A 20583-nucleotide genomic window follows, 5' to 3' on the forward strand; every position below is an offset into this window, starting at 1 on the left:
TCGAATGTACCAAGCCCTGAAGCCCTCCCGCACCGAATTCGTCCCGGTGCGCAACCTGAATTACCACGTGCGCCAGTGGGGTCAGCCTGATGCCTCGCGGCCGCCGCTGGTGCTCGTGCATGGCTGGATGGATGTGTCCGCGTCATGGCAGTTCGTGGTCGACGCCATGCGCACCGAGCGCTGGATCATTGCGCCCGACTGGCGCGGCTTCGGCCTGACCACCGCCGTCGGCCCCGCACCGGACAACTACTGGTTTCCCGACTACCTCGCCGACCTCGACACCCTGCTCGACCACTACACCGGCGAACGCGCGGTGGATCTGGTGGGCCACAGCATGGGCGGCAACGTGGCCATGATCTACAGCGGCGTGCGGCCGCAGCGCATTCGCCGCCTGGTCAACCTGGAAGGCTTCGGCATGCCCGAAACGAGGCCCTCGCAGGCACCACGCCGCTACGCGCAGTGGATGGACGAACTCAAGGCCCTGCACCGGGGCGAGACCTCGCTCAAGCGCTACCCATCGGCCGAAGGCGTGGCGCAGCGCCTGATGAAGACCAACCCGCGCCTGCCGCGCGACAAGGCCGACTGGCTGGCCCGCCAGTGGGCCGCACCCAATGCGGAGGGTGAGTGGGAGATCCTGGGCGATGCGGCCCACAAGGTGGTGAACGCCAACCTGTACCGGGTGGACGAAACGCTGGAAATCTACCGACAGATCAGCGCGCCGGTGCTCTCGGTGACCGCCAGCGACGACAGCCTGGGCCTGTGGTGGAAGGGCAAATTCACACTGGCCCAGTTCCAGGAACGCATCCAGGCGGTGCCACAGCTGCGCAGCGCCGTGGTGCGCGACGCGGGCCACATGATGCACCACGACCAGCCGGCCGAGCTGGCGCAGCTCATGGATGAATTCCTGAACGCAGCGGTCTGAGGCGTTCTCGCGCCCGGGTACGGCTTGTTGCAGATGCAATGCGCTTGCCCGGACGGGCGGGGCGCATACTGGTGCGCAATGCCCTTGCTTGCCATCCCTTCCCCGCCCAGGCCTCGCATCCTGTGCACCCTTGCACTGCTGGCGGCGCTGTCCACCCCGGCACTGGCCACCGACTGGTCACTCTGCCCCGGGCTTGGCGAACCTGCGCCCGCCGGACCCAGCGCGCCGCGCTACGAAGTCTTCGTCTCCCCCTACACCCACCACTGGTCCTACGACGAGGAACACGAGCAGGTCTATGCCGTCAGCCTGAGCCGACTGCTGCCCAACAACCGCTACTGCGGCTTCAGCCTGTTCCGGAATTCCTTCGGCCAGCCTTCGGCCTATGCCTTCGTCGGCAAGTCCTGGCCGGGCCTGTTGCCGGGCGCGCCCGAGCTGTACGTCTCGGCCAGCGCCGGCATCATCTATGGCTACGTGGGCAGGTACAAGGACAAGGTGCCGCTCAATGTCGGTGGCTTCTCGCCGGTGATCATCCCGGCCATCGGCTACCGCTTCGCGCCTGGCGCCAGCTTCGAGATCCAGCTGCTCGGCACCGCCGCCTTCATGGCCGGGGCGACCTGGCGGTTCTGAGGCGGGCCGCCGCGCCAGCGAAGGCCCCTCCCGTGAGAAAATCGCCGTCTTTGAACACAGACAGCAGGAAACCGTCCCATGGAAGCCGAACGCAGCAACGCCATCCGAAGCCAGCTCGAAGACCTGACCACCCGCGTGGTCGAGCTCCGGAGGTATCTTTGACTACGATGCCAAGGCATCGAAGCTGAAGGAAGTCGAGTCCGCCCTCGAAGACCCGACGGTCTGGAACGACCCCAAGCGTGCCCAGGACCTGGGCCGCGAGAAGAAATCCCTTGAAGACGTGGTGCTGGTGCTGGACCGGCTCACCGGTGAACTCGCCGACAACACCGAGCTGTTCGAGATGTCGAGCGAGGACGGCGACGTCGCCGGCCTGATGACCATCGAAGCCGAGGCCGCCAAGGTGGCCGCCGAGGTCGAGAAGCTTGAATTCCGCCGCATGTTCAACAACCCGGCCGATCCGCTGAACTGCTTCGTGGACATCCAGGCCGGCGCCGGCGGCACCGAAGCCTGCGACTGGGCCAGCATGCTGCTGCGCCAGTACCTGCGCTACGCCGAACGCAAGGGCTTCAAGACCACCGTCGAGGACGAGACCGAGGGCGACACCGCCGGCATCAAGAGTGCGACCATCAAGGTGGAGGGCGAATACGCCTTCGGCCTGTTCCGCACCGAGACCGGCGTGCACCGCCTGGTGCGCAAGAGCCCGTTCGATTCCTCCGGCGGTCGCCACACCTCGTTCGCGTCCATCTTCGTCTACCCCGAGGTCGACGACTCGATCGAGATCGACATCAACCCAGCCGACGTGCGCACCGACACCTACCGCGCCAGCGGTGCCGGTGGCCAGCACATCAACAAGACGGACTCGGCGGTGCGGCTCACGCACATCCCCACGGGCATCGTGGTGCAGTGCCAGGACGGCCGCAGCCAGCACAGCAACCGCGACGTGGCCTGGAAGCGCCTGCGCTCGCGCCTGTACGACCACGAACTGCGCAAGCGCCAGGAAGAGCAGCAAAAGCTGGAAGACACCAAGACCGATGTGGGCTGGGGCCACCAGATCCGCTCGTACGTGCTGGACAACAGCCGCATCAAGGACCTGCGCACCAACGTCGAGATCTCCGCCACCCAGAAGGTACTGGACGGCGACCTCGATCCTTTCATCGAAGCGTCCCTCAAGCAGGGTGTCTGACCAACAAGAAAGCCCGCCATGAGCTCATTGCGTGAAGGCCCCGCCACCGTCGTCCGCCGCGAAGACTACGCCGCCCCGGCCTACTGGATCGACACCGTCGACCTGACCTTCGACCTGGACCCCGCCAAGACCCGCGTGCTCAACCGCATGCGCGTGCGCCGCAACCCCGACGTGCCGGTGCAGGCGCTGAGGCTCGACGGCGAAGAGCTCAACCTGGCGCGCGTGCTGGTCAACGGCGCGGGCTGCTCGTTCAGGATCGACGGCACCCAGCTCGTGCTGGAGAGCCTGCCGGAGGGGCACGAGCCCTTCGACCTGGAGATCTTCACCATCTGCGTGCCCGAGAAGAACACGCAGCTCATGGGCCTGTACGTCAGCCAGGGCACCTTCTTCACGCAGTGCGAGGCCGAGGGCTTTCGCCGCATCACCTACTTCCTGGACCGGCCCGACGTGATGGCCAGCTACACCGTGACGCTGCGCGCCGACAAGGCGAAGTACCCGGTGCTGCTGTCCAACGGCAACCTGGTGGAAGAAGGCCCCCTGGAAGGTGCCGGCAACGAGGGCCGGCACTTCGCGAAATGGGTCGACCCGCACAAGAAGCCGTGTTACCTGTTCGCGCTCGTCGCGGGCCAGCTGGTCGCTCGCGAACAGCGCATCCGCTCGCGCGCCGGCAAGGACCACCTGCTGCAGGTCTACGTGCGCCGCGGCGACATGGACAAGACCGAACACGCCATGAACTCGCTGATCGCCAGCGTGGCCTGGGACGAGGCCCGCTTCGGCCTGCCGCTCGACCTCGATCGCTTCATGATCGTCGCCACCGCCGACTTCAACATGGGCGCGATGGAGAACAAGGGCCTCAACATCTTCAACACCAAGTACGTGCTGGCCAACAGCGCCACCGCGACCGACACCGACTTCGCCAACATCGAGTCGGTGGTGGGCCACGAGTACTTCCACAACTGGACCGGCAACCGCGTCACCTGCCGCGACTGGTTCCAGCTCAGCCTCAAGGAAGGCCTCACTGTCTTCCGCGACCAGGAATTCAGCATGGACCTGTGTGCCGAGCCCTCGGCGCGCGCGGTCAAGCGCATCGAGGACGTGCGCGTGCTGCGCACCGCGCAGTTCCCCGAAGACGCCGGCCCCATGGCCCACCCGGTGCGGCCCGACAGCTACGCCGAGATCAACAACTTCTACACCGTCACCGTCTACGAAAAAGGCGCCGAGGTCGTGCGCATGATGCAGACCCTGGTCGGCCGCGAAGGCTTTGCCAGGGGCATGAAGCTCTACTTCGAGCGCCATGATGGCCAGGCCGTCACCTGCGATGACTTCGCCCAATCCATCGCCGACGCCAACCCCGAAAGCGACCTGACCCGCCTGCTGCGGCAGTTCAAGCACTGGTACAGCCAGGCCGGCACGCCGCACGTGCTGGCCGAGGGCGTGTACGACGCCGAGACCCGCAGCTACCGGCTGACCCTCACGCAGAGCTGCGCACCCACCCCGGGCCAGGCCACCAAGGAGCCCTTCGTGATCCCCGTGTCGCTCGGCCTGCTGAGCGCCGATGGTCGCGAACTGCCGCTGCAGCTGGCCCACTGGGGTGCACCCGAGGCGGGCAGCCGCACCTTCGTGCTCACGCAGGCCAGCGAGACCTTCACCTTCGTCAACCTCGACAGCGCGCCCGTGCCCTCGCTGCTGCGCGGCTTCTCGGCACCCGTGGTGCTCGACTGCCACTACACCGACGCGCAACTGCTCACCCTGCTCGCGTCCGACCCCGACCCCTTCAACCGCTGGGAAGCCGGCCAGCGCCTGGCCCTGCGCCGCGCGCTCATGGCCATCCTGAGCGACGGCCCTGCGCCTGAAGCGCCGCTGGACGGCGCCTTCATCGGCGCCATGCGCGACGTGCTGCGCCACCCGAACCTGGACGCGGCGTTCAAGGAACTCGTGCTCACGCTGCCGAGCGAGACCTACATCGCCGAGCAGCTCGCCGAGGTGGACCCGCAGCGCGTGCACGCGGTGCGCGAAGCCATGCGCGCCCAGCTCGCCACCGCCCTGCAGGACGACTGGGCCTGGGCCTTCGACACCCACAAGGACAACGGCGCCTACCGCCCCGACCCGCGCAGCACCGGGCGCCGGGCGCTGGCCGGTCTGGCACTCACCATGCTGTGCCTGGCGGCACGCGACAACGGTGACCCGATCTGGCCCGGCAAGGCGTACCAGCACTTCAAGGACGCCGGCAACATGACCGACCGCTTCAACGCGCTGTCGGCCCTGGTGGTGAGCGAGCACGCGCTGGCCCGCGACGCGCTTGCGCGCTTCCACGCCCTGTTCCGCGACGAGGCCCTGGTGCTCGACAAATGGTTTGCGCTGCAGGCCGGCGCGCCCGACCGTGGCGGCAACGTGCTGCCCGCGGTGCGCGCGCTGATGAAGCACCCGGACTTCCACCTCAAGAACCCCAACCGCGCGCGCAGCGTGATCTTCAGCTACTGCAGCGCCAACCCGGGCGCCTTCCACCGGGCGGACGCGGCGGGCTACCTGTTCTGGAGCGAGCGCGTGGTCGAACTCGACGCCTTCAACCCGCAGGTGGCGGCCCGCCTGGCGCGCGCGCTCGACCGCTGGAAGAAACTCGCCGAGCCCTACCGCAGCGCCGCGCGCGAAGCCATCGCCCGCGTCGCCGCCAAGACCGACCTGAGCAACGACGTGCGCGAGGTCGTCACCCGCGCCCTGGCAGACTGAACGGATTCCACCCCATGTCCAACAAACGCATCTCCCTCACCCGCTACCTCGTCGAACAACAGCGCGTCGACGGCCACATCCCCTCGCAGCTGCGCCTGCTGCTCGAAGTGGTGGCGCGCGCCTGCAAGAGCATCAGCCAGGCCGTCAACAAGGGCGACCTCGGTGGCGTGCTCGGCGCAGCCACCACCGAGAACGTGCAGGGCGAGGTGCAGAAGAAGCTCGACATCATCGCCAACGAGGTGCTGATCGAAGCCAACGAATGGGGCGGCCACCTCGCGGCCATGGCCAGCGAGGAGATGGACAGCATCTACGTGGTGCCCAACCGCTACCCCCAGGGCGAATACCTGCTGCTGTTCGACCCGCTCGACGGCTCCAGCAACATCGACGTGAACGTCAGCATCGGCACCATCTTCAGCGTGCTCAAGAAGCCCGAAGGCCACACCGGCGTCAGCGAGCAGGACTTCCTGCAGCGCGGCGCGCAACAAGTGGCGGCCGGCTACTGCGTATACGGCCCGCAGACCACGCTGGTGCTGACCGTGGGCGACGGCGTGGCCATGTTCACCCTCGACCGCGAGCAGGGCTCCTTCGTGCTCACCCAGGAGAACGTGCAGATCCCGCCCGACACGAAGGAATTCGCCATCAACATGAGCAACATGCGCCACTGGGACGCCCCGGTGAAGCGCTATGTGGACGAATGCCTGGCCGGCACCGAAGGCCCGCGCGGCAAGGACTTCAACATGCGCTGGATCGCCAGCATGGTGGCCGACGTGCACCGCATCCTCACGCGCGGCGGCATCTTCATGTACCCCTGGGACAAGCGCGAGCCCAACAAGCCCGGCAAGCTGCGCCTGATGTACGAAGCCAACCCCATGGGCTGGCTGGTCGAACAGGCCGGCGGCGCCGCCACCAACGGCAAGGAACGCATCCTGGACATCCAGCCCGCCAAGCTGCACGAACGCGTCAGCGTGATCCTGGGTTCGAAGAACGAAGTCGAGCGCGTGACCGCCTACCACCGGGAAGCCTGACCACCACCGGGCTATAATCCCGGGCGTTGCCGGTGTAGCTCAGTCGGTAGAGCAGCTCATTCGTAATGAGAAGGTCGGGTGTTCGATTCATCTCTCCGGCACCACTATATAAAAGCCCTGATTCGCAAGAGTCAGGGCTTTTTCTATGTAGCCGGCGCGTAACTCCTCGATTGTGGCCTTCCCTCAGGTGTTGCCAAGGCCAAGAGTTTGCTACGTGGTTCGATACGGAAGCTGACTAGCCGTGACACCTTTTTTGGGGTTCATGCCGTGGCAAGCGAGAAATTTTGACAATGAACTCATTGCCAGATTGTTCTCGGGGGTAGGACCGAGAAATACGTGTTCAATTCGCATCGATTTATCAGGACTTTTGCGAATCGAAAAAGGCTTGTAGGGGATCAACATATTTCGACCGACGCGATACTGCGCGGCATGCTCTACATAGTTCGACTGCACTGCAGATACTGCACGCCACTCCTGCTCCTCCTCGAAAGCGGGATTCTTCAGCAGCGCAGCGATGCTCAGCAAATCCAACTCCAGCGAATAGAAGCTTGCGTAGTAGGACTGCGAAGGGTGCGCTTCGCACTCACCTTTTGGGCCAGCCGCATGTGCGAAATTGAGGAAGCCTTCAACAACCTTGCAGCCTATGGCATGTTGCTGGTCTCTGCTGTAGACGCACCGACCAATCTGAAACCCTTGCACAGCAGCACAGTCAGCAAGATGGCCGGGATCAAATCCCAAGCTTATGCCGTTCCCATGGGGGGTATAGCCACGCCACTGACTCAACAGGTTACCCGCTTCCGTAAAGCAAACAACAAATAGCCCATGTCCATCGGCCAACCTCATGTCGATCCATGCGCGCAACTGCTCCACCAAGTCGGTCGGATAGTTGGAGCCTGCTGTCACTGTTGTCAAGGCCAACCCGAAGACGCGAACAGCGTGCCTCAGTTCAGACGAGTCATTGAAGTAGTGGATATCGGACCCCCACAACTGTGCTGACTTGGCAATGCCAAGCAATGCTTGATAGCCCGTGTAGTGATATAGCAAGCCAGCTGGCGAAGAGGAATACAGTGATCGTCGAATTGGTTCGAGCACCGCTTTTTCCGACATAGAGCATCCTCCGAAGAAAAAATTAGACGTTGAAGCATACGTTCAGCAAGAAGTGGCCCCGCTTGTCTGAACAGTTTTACCCCGGGAGATAAGAGACTGCGTGCGGGTTGAAGAGATCCAGAGCTGTCCCACCAATTCTGGTAAGCCAATCGATTCCAAGAATGACCGCCCATTCATTGAAGAACTTCCCAACGGGTCAAAGCGTAGCGATCCCGGATCACGGAAGTCATTGCGCGGTTTTCGCCGCGGGCCCTGCCCGCTCCATGCGGAAGTGGTTGGCTTCGGTGGGGGCTGGCGGATCGATGGGCTGGTGCATGGCTTCGTAGGCCTGGATCAAGGTGGTGAGCACATCCAGCCGATCGCCCTCGGACGTGCCCAGCGCAGGGTCGCTTTCCATCAAGGCAGACACCTCGACGAGGGTTGCCTTGTAGTCAGCTTCGGTGTGGATGGGTTGAATTTCCATGAAAGCCTGTTTGAATACCGGCCAATCATATTAAAGAATGCTTTAATATGACAACCCTCTGTTTAAGCAAGCTTTCATTCCATGCGCACCACCGGCACCTACGTCACCGTCACCACCCTGGGTGAAGCCGTCAAGGCCTTCGTGCCGCGTCCGCTGCCGCCGTCAAAGCCACCCCTGGAGGCGGCCGCCATCCTGGAGCGCAACCACCTCGCTCAACTCGCCTTGGCACGCCTGTCCGGCGTATCGGGGCTGGTGCCATCGGTGGACTGGCTGCTCTACAGCGCCATCCGCAAGGAGGCCTTGCTCACCTCGCAGATCGAGGGCACGCAAGCGACGCTGACGGACCTCTTTGACGAGGAGGCGGGGTTTGCCGTGAGCAACACGGACGATGTGGAAGAGGTGACCAACTACCTGCGCGCCTTTCGCCTCGTGCGCGACAACCTGCGCAAACCGCGAGGCTTGCCCATCAGCATGCGCCTGCTCAATGACGCGCATCGGCTGCTGCTCGATGGCGCCCGGGGTTCGGGCAAACAGCCTGGTGAGTTGCGCAAGTCCCAGAACTGGATTGGCGGCACACGCCCGGGCAATGCGGCTTTCGTGCCGCCACCGGCTGAAAAGCTGCCCGACTTGCTGAGCGAGATGGAGCGCTTCATCCACGACCCGGAGCCCACGCTCCCGCCCCTGGTGCGGGTGGCGCTGGTGCACGCACAATTCGAGACCATCCACCCCTACCTGGATGGCAACGGCCGCATCGGGCGCCTGTTCATCGCCGCGCTGATGGAGGCCTGGGGCCTCTTGCCCGAGCCCTTGATGTACCTCAGCGGCTATCTGAAGAAGCACCAGGCCGAGTACTACCGCCGCCTCTCTGCTGTGCGCACCAAAGGCGACTGGGAAGGCTGGGTCGGATTCTTCCTGGAAGGTGTGGAGCTGGCGGCAGTTGAGGCCGAGCGCGCCATCGTGTCCATTGCCAGCCTGGTGACGGCCGACCGCCGCCGCCTGCTGGACGCACCCAAGTCCACCCCGGCCAGCTACCGCCTGTTCGAACTGCTGCCACTGATGCCACGATTCACCGTCGAGCAGGTGCGGCAGCGTTTGAATACCAGCTTCCCCACCGCCAACGCCGCCGTGAAGGTGCTGGAAGGCCTGGGCATCGTGACCGAGTTCACCGGGCAGAAGAAGCACCGCAACTACAGCTATCAGGCCTACATCGACCTCATGACGCGCTGAACATGCCGCGCGTTGCCGCTCGAGCCACCGTCTTCTACCCGAACCGCCCCGGCGAAAACGGCCCCACGTCCACCCTTGGTGTCGCGCCCGCCATCATCGCTGCCAGCAGTTCCCCGGTGATGGGCCCCAGCGTAAAGCCCTGGTGGCCGTGGCCGAAGGCGCACCACATGCCGGGCACGTCGGGCACGGCGCCGAAGACGGGTTTCATGTCGGGCATGCAGGGGCGTGTGCCCATCCAGGGTTCGGGGTCCACGCGTTCGCCGAGCGGGAAGGTCTGGCGCGCGATGCGTTCGGCGGCGTCGAGCTGGCCAGAGGTTCGGGGGGCGTCGGGCCGCGCGAGTTCGGCGCCGGTGGTGAGCCGCAGGCCGTCTTTCATGGGCGCGACCACGTAGCCGTATTCGGCATCGATGACGGTGCTGTTCAGCGGCTTGCCCGGCAGCGGTGCGTAGTGCATGTGGTAGCCGCGCTTGGGGATCACCGGTGCGCTGTAGCCGAAGCGTGATGTGAGCTGCATGGTCCACGGCCCCAGCGCCACGACCACCTGTTTCGCTTCCAGCGTCGCGCCGCCAGTGGTGTCCACCTGCCAGCCGCCGGCTTCGGTTCTGCGCAATGTCATGGCGTCGCCCAGGTGCACGGAGCCGCCGCGCTGTTCGAACAGGCGCGCATAGGCCTGCACCAGGTCGCCGGGGCTGCGGATGGCCACGGGGTCGGTCCAGCGCACGGCACCGGCGAACGCGCCCGTCAGCGCGGGCTCTTCCCTGGCCACGTCCGCGCCCGTGAGCTTGGTGTGCTGCACGCCGCTCTGGACGCGCGCGTCGGCGTCCTGGAAGGCGCCTTGCAGCGCGCGCTCGCCGCGGTAGAGCATGAGGTAACCCTGGCCGGCCACGAGATCGTTCGCACCCGCGTCGTGCATCAGCTGCTGGTGCGTCTCCAGCGAGTGCGCTATCAGGGTCTCGTACTCGCGCGAGATCCGCGCATGGGGCGCGGGCGCTGAGTTGCGGTAGTACGCCCACAGGGGGCCGAGCAGGCGCGCAACATCGGCCGCGCGGTAGCGCACGTCGATGCGCCGGTTGCCCGCGCCCGAGAGCAGGAAACCCGGCTCGCGCGGCAAGGCATAGGGCGCGATGGCTTCGCGCTGGATGATGCCGGCGTTGCCGTAAGAAGTCTCGAGGCCGGGCGCGCGCCGATCGAGCAGGGCGACGGACTGGCCACGGGCCTGCAGATGCAGTGCACAACCCACACCCACCATGCCTGCGCCGAGAACGATGATGTCGTGTGTCATGGTGGAACTCATTCTAGTTGCTACGGTTTTTGTTGCATGCCGATGACAGCCCTTGGGGTCTGTGGGGCCAATGTTGTAAATATCGGGAAACCCCTGTTGCATTACACCGAGGTAATGGTCCCGTTATTTTCGACCCATAGACTCCGAATTACTTCCTGCATGGTGCAGGGAGCACGGGCAAAGAGCCCTGCATCGTTTTATCGGAGCATCCAAATGAAAAAGAGCCTTATCGCTCTCGCCGCGTTGGCCACCCTGGCCGCCGCGGGCACCGCATCGGCGCAGTCCAGCGTCACCGTCTACGGCATCGTCGACCTGTCGGTCGGTTCGCAGGAAGTGAACGGTGTGTCCACCACCCAAATGTCCAGCGGCGACCTGTCCACCAGCCGCCTGGGTTTCCGCGGCACCGAGGATCTTGGCGGCGGTCTTCGCGCCAACTTCCAGCTCGAAGCACCCCTGACCGTGGACGACGGCAACATCGGCGGCCTGCGCTTCACACGCGCCTCGTGGGTGGGCCTGTCGGGCGGCTTCGGCGCGGTGCGCATGGGCCTGATGAACTCGGCCTACAAGGACGTCTTCGATCTGGGCCAGTCTCAGAACCTGTACGACTCGGTCTTCTCCCCATACAACGTGGCGTACGGCGGCATCGGGCAGTACACCGGCCGTCCTGGCAACACCCTTCGCTACGACACCCCCAGCTTTGGCGGCGTCAGCGCTTCGGCCAACTACACGTTCAGCGAAGACACCGGTGCGCAGATCGGCGCCTTGAACGTTCGCTACACCGGTGGTCCTCTGGCCGTGGGCGTGGCCATTCAGAACCAGCGTCCGGACAACGTGGCCAACAACACCGACCACACCATCCTGTCGGCTTCTTACGACTTCGGCGTTGCCCGCATTTCGGGCAGCTACCAGTTGGTGGACACCGATGCCGGCAACGAGGACAAGGAACTGTCGCTGGGCGTGACGGTGCCGTTCGGCGCGTTCACCGTGTCCGCCGGCTATGCCCGCGGTGACTCCGAGAATGCAGCCGGCGCCACCGTCTACGAAGGCTCAGCCTTCGCACTGGGTGGCACCTACGCGCTGTCCAAGCGCACGACCGTGTACGTGGCCTATCTGGATGGCGAGCGCGAGACCGCCGGCGTCAAGACCGACAACGGCCGCTACGCCATGGGCCTGCGCCACAGCTTCTGATTTTCCAAGCCCACAACTCTCCAAGGCTTGTTCACACCCGCCACCTTTACAGGTGGCGGGTTTTTTGCGTTCAGGCGGCCAGGCCCGGGTTGCCCTGCATGCCGACGATGCGCGGCGTGTTGATCTTCACGCCCTTGATGACCTTCTGCCCGCGCAGGTAGCCCGAGACCACGTCCCATATCGGCTCGCCCTGCACGCCTTCCTGCACCGATGCCCAGCCCGCGACCTTGTAGGTCTTGCCGGCCTCGATGGGCTTGCCCTTGAGGGTCATGTTGTTGATGCGCTGGCCCATCGCGGCCTTGGGCGCCACCGTGTACTGCAGGCCGCCCACGCGCACCATGTCGCCGCCCTGCTGGTAGTAGGGGTCGGGGTTGAAGATGTTGTCGGCCACGTCTTCCAGGATGGTCTTGATCTGCTCGCCGCTGAACTCGTTGAGCGTGGTGGCCGGGTAGGTCAGCGCCATCTGGTCCATCATGCGTTCGTAGGTGATCACGTCGCCGGGCAGCAGCGAGGTGCCCCAGCGCACACCGGGCGAGAAGGCGATCTCCGCGCCCTTGTCCTGCATCAGCGCGTCGCAGATGAGCTGGTCCCATGAACCGTTGAAGTTGCCGCGCCGGTACAGCAGGTCTTCCGTCACGGCGAGCTTCTCTTCGAGCTTGTCCTTGTACGGTGCGCGCACCTTGTCGATGTGCGCCTGCATGGCGGCATCGGCCGGCAGCAGATTGGAGAAGATGGGCAGCAGCTTGTAGCGGAAGCCCTGCACCTTGCCACCGCGCACATCGAAGTCGAGCACACCGAGGAACTTGCTGTTCGATCCGGCGTTGGTCACCAGCGTCTGGCCGCCGCCGTTCTTCACCACGAAGGGCGCGGGCATGCCGTCGTGCGTGTGGCCGCCCAGGATGGCATCGATGCCGCGCACACGGCCCGCCATCTTGATGTCCACGTCCATGCCGTTGTGCGAGAGCACCACGACCACCTGCGCACCCTTGCCGCGCACCTCGTCCACCATCTTCTGCATGTGCTCGTCCTGGATGCCGAAGGTCCAGTCGGGCACCATGTAGCGCGGGTTGGCGATGGGGGTGTAGGGAAATGCCTGGCCGATCACCGCGACCTGCACGCCGTTCATCTCGCGCAGCGCGTAGGGCTTGAAGACCATGTCCTCGAAGTCGGTGGTCTTGATGTTCTGCGCGAGGAATTCCATGTTCCCCTTGAGGTCCTTCTCCACGATTTCCTGCACGCGCTTCGCGCCGAAGGTGTGTTCCCAGTGCGAGGTCATCATGTTCACGCCGAGCAGCTTGCAGGCGTCGACCATGTCCTGGCCGTTGGTCCACAGCGAGGTGGCCGAACCCTGCCAGGTGTCGCCGCCATCGAGCAGCAGCGCATTGGGCCGGCTGGCCTTGAGCTGTTTCACCAGGGTGGCCAGGTGCGCGAAGCCGCCGACCTTGCCGTAGGTCTTCGCAGCCTGGCTGAAGTTCAGGTAGGTGAACGCATGCGCCTGCGCGGTGCCGGGCTTGATGCCGAACTGCTTGAGCAGCTTCTCGCCGACGATGTGCGGCGGACGGCCCACCGCGTCGGCAATGCCGAGGTTCACGCTGGGTTCGCGAAAGTGGATCGGCGTGAGCTGCGCGTGGCAGTCGGTGAAGTGCAGAAAGCTCACGTTGCCGAACGCGGGCACGTCATACAGCCGCTCGCCAGCGCCGGGCGCCGCGGCCAGCACGTCGCGCTGGTTGAGGGCCATGCCGGTGGCGCTGGCCACGGCGAGCACCTGCATGAATTCACGGCGGCTGAAACTCATCTCTGGACCTATCAATAATTGAACGCTGATATTTGCGCGAAATTTTTTTGACCGGATACCCCGGTCACCCGTGAAGGGTGACCGGGGAGCGGCCGCTACTTGTTCACCGGTGAGGCCGGGTCGAGCAGCAGGGCCATCACGTCCTTGAGCTGCGCCTCGTTGAGGATGCCCTTGTGGCCCACGCGCGGCATCTGCGAACACGCGTTGTAGGCGCGCGAGTTCCACAGCTTGCCCCAGGTGTATTCCACGATCGCCTTGCTGCCGGCAGCGTTCGGGTCGGTCACGCCGCGCAGCTTGCCGTAGTTGTAGAGGCTGGGGCCCAGGGTGCCGAAGGAGATTTCTTCCTTGCTGATCTGGTGGCAGTTGTAGCAGTTGCCCCCATTGGCGGCGTCGGCCTTGTCGGACCAGGTCAGGCCACGGCCGCTCTGCGCGATCTTCTCGCCCGCCTTCCAGTCACCCAGGAACTTGCCGTCGCTGGGCCACTTCACGGTCTTCATGTTGGCCGCCTCGATGGCCTTGGCGGTGGCCTCGGCAATCGGCTTGCCTGCCACGTCGGCGGCCGCGCATTCGCGGTTGGCGTCGTCCTGCGCCAGGCGGTCCATCGTGGCGATGCCGCGGGGCTGGAACGAGTTGTTGATGATGTCGGCGGCGGCCTTGTCGTAGTCGGCGGCCGAGGGCGATGCGGTGCAGCCCGAGAGCGCGATGGCGGCAACCGGCAGCAAGGCGTAGGCGAAGTGGATCTTTTTCATGTCAATGGTCTCCGGTTCAGCGCTTGATGGCGGGCACGGCGGACTCGGCGCCCTTGGCGTTCACGCCCATGTAGACACCGAGCGCAATGGTGGCGTCGCTGCCGAACTTGGGCTCGGGAAAGCGCTGCTGGCGGAAGCAGTCGTGCAGGCGCAGTTGCATGCTCCACATCTGCGCGTTGGAGACCCGGTAGGCCGGCCAGGCGGCAAAGCCGATGCCGTCGCCCGGGTTCCTGGTGAGATTGGGCAGGTCCTGCAGGCGGATGCGCTTGTCGTCGCTGCCATGGCAGGAAGCGCAGGAGAAATCGTGCGTGCCACCGCGCGTGAAGAACATGCGCTTGCCGGCTTCGAACATCAGCTTTTCCTGCGGATGCGATTGCGGCAGGTTGAACTCCATGCCCTTGGAGGCCGTGGCCACATAGGTGGCCAGCGCCGTCACGTTGGCCATTTCACCCCGGCGGAATGGTGTCTTGGCGATGGCCGCGCCATCGAAGCCCTGCAGGGTTTCCATGCAGGTCACGAGCCGCGACTCCAGGTCCTGCACACGGCCGGTGTCCTTGAAGAAACGGGGCAGTTCGACAAAGGCCCCCTTGATCACGCCCGGGCCCTTGCCCAGGTCGCACTGCTCGAGTGACACGTTCTTTGGCCCCCGTTTCTGTTTCCAGAGCTCTTCACCCTTCATCTCGTACAGCTCGGCAGGGTTGCCGTCCTGCAGCATCTCGCGGTACTTGGCGATGGCCTCTGCGGTCGCGTCCTGGGCCTGGGCTGCGCCCAGTCCGGCGGCCAGGGCCGTGGACACCAGCAGGCCTCGTGTCAGGTGAAGTTTCATGGGGGTCTCCTCGTTGTCGTGGTGAAAAACTCAAGGACGGCCAGGCCATGGCGACCCGCCGTCCACAGGCGCGCGCTCAGGCAATGGTGGCTTCGTCGGTGCGGCTGTCGTCCTTGGAGTCCACCCATTTCACGACGACCTTGTCGCCCTTGGCGGCGCCCTTGAACTTGAACGACAGGAAGGGGTTCTGCGCCACGGATCCACTGAACATGGCCTGCAGCACCGTCTTGCCGTTGTGGGTGGCCACCACGTCCTTGATGAAGTGAGCCGGGATGAGGTTGCCGGAAGCGTCGCGGCGGGTGCCGGGCTCCATGATGTGGGACATGAGAATGCGGACGGTGGTTTCGTCACCGGCAAGAGCGGCGCGGATGCGCATCGGATCGGCCATGATGGACTCCTGAAATCTGTGAGTGAGATGAATGCAATGCGGTCGGGTGGGGCGCGATCAGCCGCCGCAGCCGCCCAGCGTGACCTTGGTTTCCTTGGTGGCCGAATACAGCTTGCCATCGGCCTTGACGATCGCGATCACGTTGCTGCTCTGGCCCATCTTCAGGCGGGTCTGCACCTCGGGCGCCGTGCCGGCGGGGATGATGAAGCCGGCCGACAGGGGCATCGGGTTCTTTTCGACGAGCAGGTAGATCTCGGTGGTGTTGGGCAGCTTGCTGGCGGCGCCCACAGGCACCACGGCGCCGTTCTCGGCGATGTCGGGCGCCACCACGGTAACCTGGTCGCTGTTGGCGGGCGTGCCGCCCACGGCCTTGAGCGCGTCGGCCAGCGTCTTCACTTCGAAGCCGGCGCGCTCCACGGCGGCCTGGGCCTGGCCCTGGGTGATGACGCCCAGCGACACCAGCGTGGCGAACGCCCCGGTGGTCTTGAGGGCGACACGGCGTGAGTTGTTCATGGGGAGCTCCTGTCCTATGAGAGAAAGAAAATCGATCGAGTGTAGAGGCTGGGACATTCCTTGCGCAGGGGCGCAGCTTACGGCCAGCACGGGGTGAGGGGTCTTGGTATTTACGAGTAAATGCAAATATTTAGAAGCACGCCTGATTGCTCACGCGTTGCGGGCTCACTTCGCGCCGGCCGCGATCCATCGTGCAATGGCGGCGGCTTCTGTCGCGCTCAACTGCGGCTGCGCAGGCATGGGCACGGCACCGAACACGCCCACGCCGCCTTCGCGGATCTTGACGGCCAGGTAGGCCTCCAGGCGCTCCTGCCCTTTGTGCTTGAGCGCGATCTCGGTGAAGCCCGGCCCCACGATCTTCTGCGACATGCCATGGCAGGCGGTGCAGCTGTTGGCGGCGAGCAAGGCCTTCACATCACTCGCGATGGGCTTTGCGCTGGCGACCACCACCGGCATGGCGCGCGGCGTGCTGCCCACGGGCGCGGTGGGCGCGGGTTGGGTCGTGTCGGCGCCACGCACCGGGCCGATCACGCGGTTCTGTTCGGCAATGTTGCCGTGCGCGTCGCGCGCGAAGTCGGGCAACGAGGAACGGATGGTCGGCTCCACCGGGCAGTTCTTCATGCAGGCCACGTTCTTCACGTCGCCCTTGCCTTCCACCTTCCACAGCGGCTCGTGGAACACCATGCCGTTGCGGTTGGGCATGCGCTGCTGGACCTCGGCGATGTTGCGCTCGTTCAGCGTGAAGTCGGCCGGCACCACTTCGGCCAGGCTCAGGATGTAGGCGGTCACGGCATACACCTCGTCGGCAGTGAGCGTCTTGGGCGCGTTCCAGGGCATCGCACGGTTGATGTAGTCCCACAGCGTGGAGACCGTGGCCAGCTTCATCATCGTGGTCTTCTGCGGAAAGGTGCTGCCCGGCTCCAGGTTCTTCACCCGCCCGCGTTCGATGTCCGCCTTCGTTGTGCCGCCCACGATGGGCGTGAACACCTCGTTGGATTCACCAAAGCTGCCATGGCAGGACGCGCACTGCGCTTCCCACAGGCGCTCGCCCTGCTTCACGCTGCCCGACCCTGCGGGCAGGCCCTTGAAGTCGGGGCGCACGTCGATGTCCCAGGCCTTCACCTCGGCTTTCGTGGCATCGCGGCCGATGCCGTGCCAGGGCGGGTTCTGGGCCAGGGCGGTGGCGCTTGCCAGCGCGGTGGCCAGGCAGATCAGCAGGGTTCGCATGAGCGGCTTCATCAATAGACGTGCACGTTGGAGACTTCGCCGTTTTCGGCGACGCGCCACGACTGAATGGCGTTCTGGTGATAGACCGAGCGTGTGCCGCGTACCGCGCGCAGCTGGTTGATCTTGGGCTGCACGTAGCCCGTGCTGTCGATCGCGCGGCTCTGCAGCACGGCGGGTTGGCCGTCCCACACCCAGTCGATGTTGAAGCGCGTGAGCGCCTTGGGCAGCACCGGGCCTTCCAGGCGCGCGGTGCGCCAGTTGCGCCCGCCGTCCACGCTGACGTCCACCCGCTTGACCGTGCCCCGGCCCGACCAGGCCAGCCCGGTCACGTTGTAGTAACCCTTGTCGAGCAGCGTCTGGCCGCCCGAGGGCGTGGTGATCACGCTCTTGCACTCCTGGATGCCGGTGTACTGGCGGTGCGTGCCGTCGGGCATGTGGTCGATGTAGTGGATGGCCTCGTCCTTGGTGGCCCATTTCTGGTCGCCCACTTCGAGGCGGCGCAGGTACTTCACCCAGCTCACGCCCTGGATGCCCGGCACCACCAGGCGCAGCGGGTACCCGTTCTCGGGGCGCAGCATCTCGCCGTTCATGCCCCAGGCCACCAGGCAGTCGTCCATGGCGCGGTCCATGTCGATGGTGCGCGTCATGGACGAACCGTCGGCACCCTCTGCCAGCACGTACTTGCCATTCTTCCTGTCGTAGCCGCACATCTCCAGCAGCGTGGAGAGCAGCACGCCGGTGAATTCGCAGCAGCTCAGCATGCCGTGCGTGTACTGCACCGAAGGCAGGGCCACGTTGCCCCACTCGGGCGCGGAGTTGGCGCCGCATTCGATGAAGTGGATGCGCGAGACGCTGGGCAGGCGCATCAGGTCGTCCATGGTGAAGACGCGTTCGCGCTTGACCAGGCCGTTGACCATCAAGCGGTGTTTCGACGGGTCGATGTCCCACCAGCCCTGGTGGTGGCGCTCGAAGTGCAGGCCGTTGGGCGTGATGATGCCGAACAGGCCCTGCAGCGGTGCGAAGCTCACCGAGGCCTGCGGCACGCGCGTGAGGCCCGGGCTCTGGCGGCGCTGCAGGTTGCCCTCCCACTGGCTGGGTGCGCCGTAGCCTTGCAGGGCCACGGGCTGTCCCAGGCCGGTGCTGTGCGGCGGCAGCTTGAGGATGGCGTCTTCGCCCTCGGCGGCCAGGGCGCGCGTACCCGCGGCGGCCGAGACGGCGCCCGCGCCCATGGCGAGGGCCTTGCCCATGAAGCTGCGCCGCGCCTTGCGGGCCTGCTCCAGCTTGTCGGCGCCGAGGTGGTTTTCGGGGGCGGGCAGAACGCGCCCGATGACGTCGTTCAAATCTTGGGACACTTGCGGATTCCTTGTGATGCGCGATGGCCAATCGCCGTGATGAAACGACTATATGAGTAGTTGCTGATATTCTGATTGGTACAAACCCGCACCAACAAGTTCGCGAAGGCGGTCAGACTTTCCAGGCCGGCGGGCGCCGCGGCGCATGCACGCCGGGGCGCTCGCCAGGGCCTGCGGGACAAGATGTCGACCGCCCGTGTAGCATCGCCATGCACAATGGCTGGCGGCACTTCATTGCTACAGTTTTTGGCGACCCCGTTTCACAACGTTCAGGAGACCACGATGAAGAGAACGAAGAACTGGCTGCTGGCGGGCGTGTTCTGCGCCGCTGCGGCAGGCGCGCACGCCCAGGTCAACCAGATCAAGGTGTGGGCCGCGGCCTGCGCCAACTGCCACGGCACCGATGGCCGGGCGCAACCGGGCACCATCTCGCTGGCCGGCCAGAGCAAGGACGACCTGCTGCAAAAGCTGCTCGACTTCAAGAACGGCAAGCGGCCCGCGACCGTGATGCACCAGCTCTCCAAGGGCTACTCCGACGAGCAACTGGCCCAGATCGCCGGCTATTTCGCCGCCCAGAAGAAATAAGGAGTCCATACCATGCAACGCCGTCAATTCGTTCAAACGCTGGGCGCGGGCTCCGCCGTCGCCAGCCTCGGTCTGCTCAGCGGCTGCGCCACCATGGGCAGCGGTGGCAAGGTCGTGGTGGTCGGGGGTGGCTACGGTGGCGCTACCGCCGCCAAGTACGTGCGACTCTTCTCCGACCACAGCATCGACGTGACGCTGGTCGAACCCAATGCGGCATTTGTCTCGTGCCCAATCTCCAACCTCGTGCTCGGCGGCCACAAGACCATGGCCGAGATCACCACGCCCTACGACAACCTGGGCAAGCGCCACGGCGTGAAGGTGGTGCGCGACATGGTGGCCAGCATCGACCCGGACAAGCGCACCGTGAAGCTGGCCAGCGGTGGCGAGCTGTCCTACGACCGCCTGATCCTCTCGCCCGGGATCGACTTCATGTGGAACACCCTGCCCGGCATGGCCAAGCCCGGCGCCGCCGACAAGGTGCTGCACGCCTGGAAGGCCGGCCCCCAGACCGTCGCGCTGCGCCGGCAACTGGAGGCCCTGCCCGATGGCGGCGTGTACGCGCTCTCCATTCCGCTGGCACCGTACCGCTGCCCACCCGGCCCCTACGAGCGCGCCTGCATGGTCGCGAGCTACTTCAAGAAGGCCAAGCCAAAGAGCAAGGTCGTCGTGTTTGATGCCAACGACGACATCACCTCCAAGAAGGGCCTGTTCATGAAGGCCTGGAAGGACCACTACGACGGCATGATCGACTACCGCCCCAAGCACAGGCTGGTCGACGTGGACGCCGCCACCAACACCCTGAAGTTCGACTTCAACGACGACTTCAAGGCCGGCGTGGCCAACGTGATCCCGAACATGCGCGCGGGCGACATCGCGGTGAAGACCGGTCTGGCCACCGCCAACGCGCGCTGGTGCGAGGTGGACTTCCTGACCTTCGAATCGAAGGCGGCGAAGAACATCCATGTGCTGGGCGACGCGATCCAGGGGGCGCCGGCCATGCCCAAATCGGGCCACATGGCCAACCAGCACGGCAAGACCTGCGCGGCCGCCGTGGTCTCGCTGCTGCAGGGCAAGGAACCCCCGTCGCTGCCGATCTACGCCAACACCTGCTACAGCTTCGTCACGGCCAGCGACGTGGTGCACGTGGCCAGCGTGCACCGCTACGACGCCGAGAAGAAGACGATGCTGCCGGTGCCGGGATCGGGTGGCGTCTCCACCGCCGCGAGCGAACTCGAAGGCCAGTACGCCATGGCCTGGGCGCGCAACATCTGGGCCGATTCGCTGGCCTGAACGGCGCCCGGCCCGCACCGCGCAACGCCCCGCTGGCAGCGGGGCGTTTTTCATGGTGCGCACGGCTTGCCGGCAGGCACGAACGTATACTCCCACCCGTGCCGCAA

General features: G+C 65.3%; 19 protein-coding genes and 1 tRNA gene. 10 read left to right on the top strand and 10 right to left on the bottom strand.

All coding sequences use genetic code 11. The annotated features are described in order from the left end of the window. The first annotated feature begins 4 nt into the window (after positions 1-4). The 6 genes from K5880_RS16900 (at position 5) to K5880_RS16925 (ending at position 6588) form a co-directional block, all read left to right on the top strand. A complete protein-coding gene (locus K5880_RS16900; protein ID WP_297654918.1) occupies positions 5-922 on the top strand; it encodes an alpha/beta hydrolase in 918 nt (305 codons plus the stop codon). Between the two features lie 78 nt (positions 923-1000). Further along, positions 1001-1549 carry a hypothetical protein gene (locus K5880_RS16905; RefSeq protein WP_297654921.1) on the top strand — a complete coding sequence of 183 codons (549 nt, stop codon included), beginning with the start codon at positions 1001-1003 and terminating at the stop codon, positions 1547-1549. Positions 1550-1627: 78 nt separating this feature from the next. Next, a protein-coding gene (gene prfB / locus K5880_RS16910) for a peptide chain release factor 2 (protein ID WP_297654923.1) occupies positions 1628-2732 on the top strand; the annotation gives its coding sequence in 2 pieces (ribosomal slippage) (positions 1628-1708 and positions 1710-2732; 1104 coding nt in all). Positions 2733-2750: 18 nt separating this feature from the next. Continuing rightward, the gene (gene pepN, locus K5880_RS16915) at positions 2751-5459 is read left to right on the top strand and encodes an aminopeptidase N (protein ID WP_297654926.1); all 2709 of its coding nucleotides are present in this window, start codon (positions 2751-2753) and stop codon (positions 5457-5459) included. Positions 5460-5473: 14 nt separating this feature from the next. Beyond that, positions 5474-6484 carry a class 1 fructose-bisphosphatase gene (locus K5880_RS16920; protein ID WP_297654928.1) on the top strand — a complete coding sequence of 337 codons (1011 nt, stop codon included), beginning with the start codon at positions 5474-5476 and terminating at the stop codon, positions 6482-6484. A gap of 28 nt (positions 6485-6512) precedes the next feature. Further along, positions 6513-6588 (top strand) — tRNA-Thr (locus K5880_RS16925). Positions 6589-6694: 106 nt separating this feature from the next. On the opposite strand, the gene K5880_RS16930 is transcribed toward K5880_RS16925, so the two are convergent. Then, a complete protein-coding gene (locus K5880_RS16930) occupies positions 6695-7591 on the bottom strand; it encodes a DUF2971 domain-containing protein (RefSeq protein WP_297654931.1) in 897 nt (298 codons plus the stop codon). Between the two features lie 226 nt (positions 7592-7817). After that, on the bottom strand, positions 7818-8054 hold the full coding sequence (locus K5880_RS16935; protein WP_297654934.1) for a hypothetical protein: 237 nt from the start codon (positions 8052-8054) through the stop codon (positions 7818-7820). 81 nt (positions 8055-8135) lie between these two features. Here K5880_RS16935 and K5880_RS16940 point away from each other — a divergent pair, with 81 nt between their 5' ends. Further along, positions 8136-9281 (top strand): Fic family protein, encoded by a 1146-nt coding sequence (locus K5880_RS16940; protein WP_297654937.1) that lies wholly within the window; start codon positions 8136-8138, stop codon positions 9279-9281. A 34-nt stretch (positions 9282-9315) separates the two neighbouring features. On the opposite strand, the gene K5880_RS16945 is transcribed toward K5880_RS16940, so the two are convergent. Next, complete coding sequence (locus K5880_RS16945) at positions 9316-10563, bottom strand: FAD-dependent oxidoreductase (protein WP_297654940.1); 1248 nt, start codon at positions 10561-10563, stop codon at positions 9316-9318. 213 nt (positions 10564-10776) lie between these two features. Here K5880_RS16945 and K5880_RS16950 point away from each other — a divergent pair, with 213 nt between their 5' ends. Then, positions 10777-11751 (top strand): porin, encoded by a 975-nt coding sequence (locus K5880_RS16950; protein WP_297654943.1) that lies wholly within the window; start codon positions 10777-10779, stop codon positions 11749-11751. A 70-nt stretch (positions 11752-11821) separates the two neighbouring features. Here the strand turns inward: K5880_RS16950 and soxB are convergent, their stop codons facing one another. From soxB to soxC, 7 genes are all read right to left on the bottom strand, one after another. Beyond that, positions 11822-13546 carry a thiosulfohydrolase SoxB gene (gene soxB / locus K5880_RS16955; RefSeq protein ID WP_297654946.1) on the bottom strand — a complete coding sequence of 575 codons (1725 nt, stop codon included), beginning with the start codon at positions 13544-13546 and terminating at the stop codon, positions 11822-11824. A gap of 95 nt (positions 13547-13641) precedes the next feature. Then, positions 13642-14295, bottom strand: a complete 654-nt coding sequence (soxX, locus tag K5880_RS16960; protein ID WP_297654949.1) for a sulfur oxidation c-type cytochrome SoxX — start codon at positions 14293-14295, stop codon at positions 13642-13644. 16 nt (positions 14296-14311) lie between these two features. Next, positions 14312-15121 carry a sulfur oxidation c-type cytochrome SoxA gene (soxA, locus tag K5880_RS16965; RefSeq protein WP_297654952.1) on the bottom strand — a complete coding sequence of 270 codons (810 nt, stop codon included), beginning with the start codon at positions 15119-15121 and terminating at the stop codon, positions 14312-14314. Positions 15122-15197: 76 nt separating this feature from the next. Continuing rightward, positions 15198-15509: a thiosulfate oxidation carrier complex protein SoxZ gene (gene soxZ / locus K5880_RS16970; protein WP_297654955.1), complete on the bottom strand. Its 312-nt coding sequence runs from the start codon at positions 15507-15509 to the stop codon at positions 15198-15200. A gap of 57 nt (positions 15510-15566) precedes the next feature. Further along, entirely contained in the window at positions 15567-16022 is a 456-nt protein-coding gene (gene soxY, locus K5880_RS16975) for a thiosulfate oxidation carrier protein SoxY (RefSeq protein WP_297654958.1), read from the bottom strand. 165 nt (positions 16023-16187) lie between these two features. Beyond that, entirely contained in the window at positions 16188-17249 is a 1062-nt protein-coding gene (locus K5880_RS16980; RefSeq protein WP_297654961.1) for a c-type cytochrome, read from the bottom strand. Positions 17250-17260: 11 nt separating this feature from the next. Then, positions 17261-18565, bottom strand: a complete 1305-nt coding sequence (gene soxC / locus K5880_RS16985; protein ID WP_297655195.1) for a sulfite dehydrogenase — start codon at positions 18563-18565, stop codon at positions 17261-17263. Between the two features lie 318 nt (positions 18566-18883). Here soxC and K5880_RS16990 point away from each other — a divergent pair, with 318 nt between their 5' ends. Together K5880_RS16990 and K5880_RS16995 are read left to right on the top strand one after the other, a co-directional pair. Then, positions 18884-19186, top strand: coding sequence for a c-type cytochrome (locus K5880_RS16990; RefSeq protein ID WP_297654964.1), 303 nt, complete (start codon positions 18884-18886; stop codon positions 19184-19186). Positions 19187-19198: 12 nt separating this feature from the next. Beyond that, a complete protein-coding gene (locus tag K5880_RS16995) occupies positions 19199-20476 on the top strand; it encodes an NAD(P)/FAD-dependent oxidoreductase (RefSeq protein ID WP_297654966.1) in 1278 nt (425 codons plus the stop codon). Positions 20477-20583: the final 107 nt, after the last annotated feature.

The organism is Hydrogenophaga sp. (assembly GCF_025699295.1).
Taxonomy (GTDB): domain Bacteria; phylum Pseudomonadota; class Gammaproteobacteria; order Burkholderiales; family Burkholderiaceae_C; genus Hydrogenophaga.